The sequence below is a fragment of the Allobosea sp. NPDC055332 genome, from assembly GCF_053645455.1.
Genome location: NZ_JBSHMO010000010.1, coordinates 1 through 5,518 on the forward strand (window position 1 = coordinate 1; position 5,518 = coordinate 5,518).

Annotated in this window: 2 tRNA genes and 3 rRNA genes; all 5 read left to right on the top strand. The window is 52.6% G+C overall.

What is annotated here, in order from left to right:
- Positions 1-337: 337 nt before the first annotated feature.
- The 5 genes from ACWIGM_RS31095 (at position 338) to ACWIGM_RS31115 (ending at position 5,480) form a co-directional block, all read left to right on the top strand.
- Positions 338-1,879, top strand: a 16S ribosomal RNA gene (locus ACWIGM_RS31095).
- A gap of 85 nt (positions 1,880-1,964) precedes the next feature.
- Positions 1,965-2,040 (top strand) — tRNA-Glu (locus ACWIGM_RS31100).
- Between the two features lie 193 nt (positions 2,041-2,233).
- A 23S ribosomal RNA gene (locus tag ACWIGM_RS31105) occupies positions 2,234-5,138 on the top strand.
- Positions 5,139-5,233: 95 nt separating this feature from the next.
- Positions 5,234-5,349: ribosomal RNA gene (gene rrf / locus ACWIGM_RS31110) — 5S ribosomal RNA — on the top strand.
- The 16S, 23S and 5S rRNA genes sit together here with 2 tRNA genes alongside, the layout of an rRNA operon.
- A 54-nt stretch (positions 5,350-5,403) precedes the next feature.
- Positions 5,404-5,480, top strand: a tRNA-Asp gene (locus tag ACWIGM_RS31115).
- The last annotated feature ends 38 nt before the right edge of the window (positions 5,481-5,518 follow it).

Here is a 5,518-nt window from a genome sequence, read left to right on the forward strand (position 1 = left end):
GTTTTTTGTATTTTAAGGGTTGCTATATCCCGGCAGCTCCCTATAATGCGCCACCACTGACACGGCAGATGTGAATCACTTCACAAACAACCGGGTCGGTTGAAGAGAAAAAATCCTGAAATAACGGGTTGACTCTGAAAGAGGAAAGCGTAATATACGCCACCTCGCGACAGTGAGCGAAAGCCGCGTCGCACTGCTCTTTAACAATTTATCAGACAATCTGTGTGGGTACTCGAAGATACGGATTCTTAACGTCGCAAGACGAAAATGAATACCAAGTCTCAAGAGTGAACACGTAATTCATTACGAAGTTTAATTCTTTGAGCATCAAACTTTTAAATTGAAGAGTTTGATCATGGCTCAGATTGAACGCTGGCGGCAGGCCTAACACATGCAAGTCGAACGGTAACAGGAAGAAGCTTGCTTCTTTGCTGACGAGTGGCGGACGGGTGAGTAATGTCTGGGAAACTGCCTGATGGAGGGGGATAACTACTGGAAACGGTAGCTAATACCGCATAACGTCGCAAGACCAAAGAGGGGGACCTTCGGGCCTCTTGCCATCGGATGTGCCCAGATGGGATTAGCTAGTAGGTGGGGTAACGGCTCACCTAGGCGACGATCCCTAGCTGGTCTGAGAGGATGACCAGCCACACTGGAACTGAGACACGGTCCAGACTCCTACGGGAGGCAGCAGTGGGGAATATTGCACAATGGGCGCAAGCCTGATGCAGCCATGCCGCGTGTATGAAGAAGGCCTTCGGGTTGTAAAGTACTTTCAGCGGGGAGGAAGGGAGTAAAGTTAATACCTTTGCTCATTGACGTTACCCGCAGAAGAAGCACCGGCTAACTCCGTGCCAGCAGCCGCGGTAATACGGAGGGTGCAAGCGTTAATCGGAATTACTGGGCGTAAAGCGCACGCAGGCGGTTTGTTAAGTCAGATGTGAAATCCCCGGGCTCAACCTGGGAACTGCATCTGATACTGGCAAGCTTGAGTCTCGTAGAGGGGGGTAGAATTCCAGGTGTAGCGGTGAAATGCGTAGAGATCTGGAGGAATACCGGTGGCGAAGGCGGCCCCCTGGACGAAGACTGACGCTCAGGTGCGAAAGCGTGGGGAGCAAACAGGATTAGATACCCTGGTAGTCCACGCCGTAAACGATGTCGACTTGGAGGTTGTGCCCTTGAGGCGTGGCTTCCGGAGCTAACGCGTTAAGTCGACCGCCTGGGGAGTACGGCCGCAAGGTTAAAACTCAAATGAATTGACGGGGGCCCGCACAAGCGGTGGAGCATGTGGTTTAATTCGATGCAACGCGAAGAACCTTACCTGGTCTTGACATCCACGGAACTTTCCAGAGATGAGATTGTGCCTTCGGGAACTGTGAGACAGGTGCTGCATGGCTGTCGTCAGCTCGTGTTGTGAAATGTTGGGTTAAGTCCCGCAACGAGCGCAACCCTTATCCTTTGTTGCCAGCGGTCCGGCCGGGAACTCAAAGGAGACTGCCAGTGATAAACTGGAGGAAGGTGGGGATGACGTCAAGTCATCATGGCCCTTACGACCAGGGCTACACACGTGCTACAATGGCGCATACAAAGAGAAGCGACCTCGCGAGAGCAAGCGGACCTCATAAAGTGCGTCGTAGTCCGGATTGGAGTCTGCAACTCGACTCCATGAAGTCGGAATCGCTAGTAATCGTGGATCAGAATGCCACGGTGAATACGTTCCCGGGCCTTGTACACACCGCCCGTCACACCATGGGAGTGGGTTGCAAAAGAAGTAGGTAGCTTAACCTTCGGGAGGGCGCTTACCACTTTGTGATTCATGACTGGGGTGAAGTCGTAACAAGGTAACCGTAGGGGAACCTGCGGTTGGATCACCTCCTTACCTTAAAGAACTGTGCTTTGCAGTGCTCACACAGATTGTCTGATAGAAAGTGAAAAGCAAGGCGTCTTGCGAAGCAGACTGATACGTCCCCTTCGTCTAGAGGCCCAGGACACCGCCCTTTCACGGCGGTAACAGGGGTTCGAATCCCCTAGGGGACGCCACTTGCTGGTTTGTGAGTGAAAGTCACCTGCCTTAATATCTCAAAACTCATCTTCGGGTGATGTTTGAGATATTTGCTCTTTAAAAATCTGGATCAAGCTGAAAATTGAAACACTGAACAACGAAAGTTGTTCGTGAGTCTCTCAAATTTTCGCAACACGATGATGAATCGAAAGAAACATCTTCGGGTTGTGAGGTTAAGCGACTAAGCGTACACGGTGGATGCCCTGGCAGTCAGAGGCGATGAAGGACGTGCTAATCTGCGATAAGCGTCGGTAAGGTGATATGAACCGTTATAACCGGCGATTTCCGAATGGGGAAACCCAGTGTGATTCGTCACACTATCATTAACTGAATCCATAGGTTAATGAGGCGAACCGGGGGAACTGAAACATCTAAGTACCCCGAGGAAAAGAAATCAACCGAGATTCCCCCAGTAGCGGCGAGCGAACGGGGAGCAGCCCAGAGCCTGAATCAGTGTGTGTGTTAGTGGAAGCGTCTGGAAAGGCGCGCGATACAGGGTGACAGCCCCGTACACAAAAATGCACATGCTGTGAGCTCGATGAGTAGGGCGGGACACGTGGTATCCTGTCTGAATATGGGGGGACCATCCTCCAAGGCTAAATACTCCTGACTGACCGATAGTGAACCAGTACCGTGAGGGAAAGGCGAAAAGAACCCCGGCGAGGGGAGTGAAAAAGAACCTGAAACCGTGTACGTACAAGCAGTGGGAGCCTCTTTATGGGGTGACTGCGTACCTTTTGTATAATGGGTCAGCGACTTATATTCTGTAGCAAGGTTAACCGAATAGGGGAGCCGAAGGGAAACCGAGTCTTAACTGGGCGTTAAGTTGCAGGGTATAGACCCGAAACCCGGTGATCTAGCCATGGGCAGGTTGAAGGTTGGGTAACACTAACTGGAGGACCGAACCGACTAATGTTGAAAAATTAGCGGATGACTTGTGGCTGGGGGTGAAAGGCCAATCAAACCGGGAGATAGCTGGTTCTCCCCGAAAGCTATTTAGGTAGCGCCTCGTGAATTCATCTCCGGGGGTAGAGCACTGTTTCGGCAAGGGGGTCATCCCGACTTACCAACCCGATGCAAACTGCGAATACCGGAGAATGTTATCACGGGAGACACACGGCGGGTGCTAACGTCCGTCGTGAAGAGGGAAACAACCCAGACCGCCAGCTAAGGTCCCAAAGTCATGGTTAAGTGGGAAACGATGTGGGAAGGCCCAGACAGCCAGGATGTTGGCTTAGAAGCAGCCATCATTTAAAGAAAGCGTAATAGCTCACTGGTCGAGTCGGCCTGCGCGGAAGATGTAACGGGGCTAAACCATGCACCGAAGCTGCGGCAGCGACGCTTATGCGTTGTTGGGTAGGGGAGCGTTCTGTAAGCCTGCGAAGGTGTGCTGTGAGGCATGCTGGAGGTATCAGAAGTGCGAATGCTGACATAAGTAACGATAAAGCGGGTGAAAAGCCCGCTCGCCGGAAGACCAAGGGTTCCTGTCCAACGTTAATCGGGGCAGGGTGAGTCGACCCCTAAGGCGAGGCCGAAAGGCGTAGTCGATGGGAAACAGGTTAATATTCCTGTACTTGGTGTTACTGCGAAGGGGGGACGGAGAAGGCTATGTTGGCCGGGCGACGGTTGTCCCGGTTTAAGCGTGTAGGCTGGTTTTCCAGGCAAATCCGGAAAATCAAGGCTGAGGCGTGATGACGAGGCACTACGGTGCTGAAGCAACAAATGCCCTGCTTCCAGGAAAAGCCTCTAAGCATCAGGTAACATCAAATCGTACCCCAAACCGACACAGGTGGTCAGGTAGAGAATACCAAGGCGCTTGAGAGAACTCGGGTGAAGGAACTAGGCAAAATGGTGCCGTAACTTCGGGAGAAGGCACGCTGATATGTAGGTGAAGCGACTTGCTCGTGGAGCTGAAATCAGTCGAAGATACCAGCTGGCTGCAACTGTTTATTAAAAACACAGCACTGTGCAAACACGAAAGTGGACGTATACGGTGTGACGCCTGCCCGGTGCCGGAAGGTTAATTGATGGGGTTAGCGGTAACGCGAAGCTCTTGATCGAAGCCCCGGTAAACGGCGGCCGTAACTATAACGGTCCTAAGGTAGCGAAATTCCTTGTCGGGTAAGTTCCGACCTGCACGAATGGCGTAATGATGGCCAGGCTGTCTCCACCCGAGACTCAGTGAAATTGAACTCGCTGTGAAGATGCAGTGTACCCGCGGCAAGACGGAAAGACCCCGTGAACCTTTACTATAGCTTGACACTGAACATTGAGCCTTGATGTGTAGGATAGGTGGGAGGCTTTGAAGTGTGGACGCCAGTCTGCATGGAGCCGACCTTGAAATACCACCCTTTAATGTTTGATGTTCTAACGTTGGCCCCTAATCGGGGTTGCGGACAGTGTCTGGTGGGTAGTTTGACTGGGGCGGTCTCCTCCTAAAGAGTAACGGAGGAGCACGAAGGTTGGCTAATCCTGGTCGGACATCAGGAGGTTAGTGCAATGGCATAAGCCAGCTTGACTGCGAGCGTGACGGCGCGAGCAGGTGCGAAAGCAGGTCATAGTGATCCGGTGGTTCTGAATGGAAGGGCCATCGCTCAACGGATAAAAGGTACTCCGGGGATAACAGGCTGATACCGCCCAAGAGTTCATATCGACGGCGGTGTTTGGCACCTCGATGTCGGCTCATCACATCCTGGGGCTGAAGTAGGTCCCAAGGGTATGGCTGTTCGCCATTTAAAGTGGTACGCGAGCTGGGTTTAGAACGTCGTGAGACAGTTCGGTCCCTATCTGCCGTGGGCGCTGGAGAACTGAGGGGGGCTGCTCCTAGTACGAGAGGACCGGAGTGGACGCATCACTGGTGTTCGGGTTGTCATGCCAATGGCACTGCCCGGTAGCTAAATGCGGAAGAGATAAGTGCTGAAAGCATCTAAGCACGAAACTTGCCCCGAGATGAGTTCTCCCTGACTCCCTGAGAGTCCTGAAGGAACGTTGAAGACGACGACGTTGATAGGCCGGGTGTGTAAGCGCAGCGATGCGTTGAGCTAACCGGTACTAATGAACCGTGAGGCTTAACCTTACAACGCCGAAGATGTTTTGGCGGATGAGAGAAGATTTTCAGCCTGATACAGATTAAATTAACCGGCGACAAGCGGGTTAATAAAACAGAATTTGCCTGGCGGCCGTAGCGCGGTGGTCCCACCTGACCCCATGCCGAACTCAGAAGTGAAACGCCGTAGCGCCGATGGTAGTGTGGGGTCTCCCCATGCGAGAGTAGGGAACTGCCAGGCATCAAATTAAGCAGTTAGCCGGTCATAAAACCGGTGGTTGTAAAAGAATTCGGTGGAGCGGTAGTTCAGTCGGTTAGAATACCTGCCTGTCACGCAGGGGGTCGCGGGTTCGAGTCCCGTCCGTTCCGCCACCCTAATTAGGGGCGTAGTTCAATTGGTAGAGCACCGG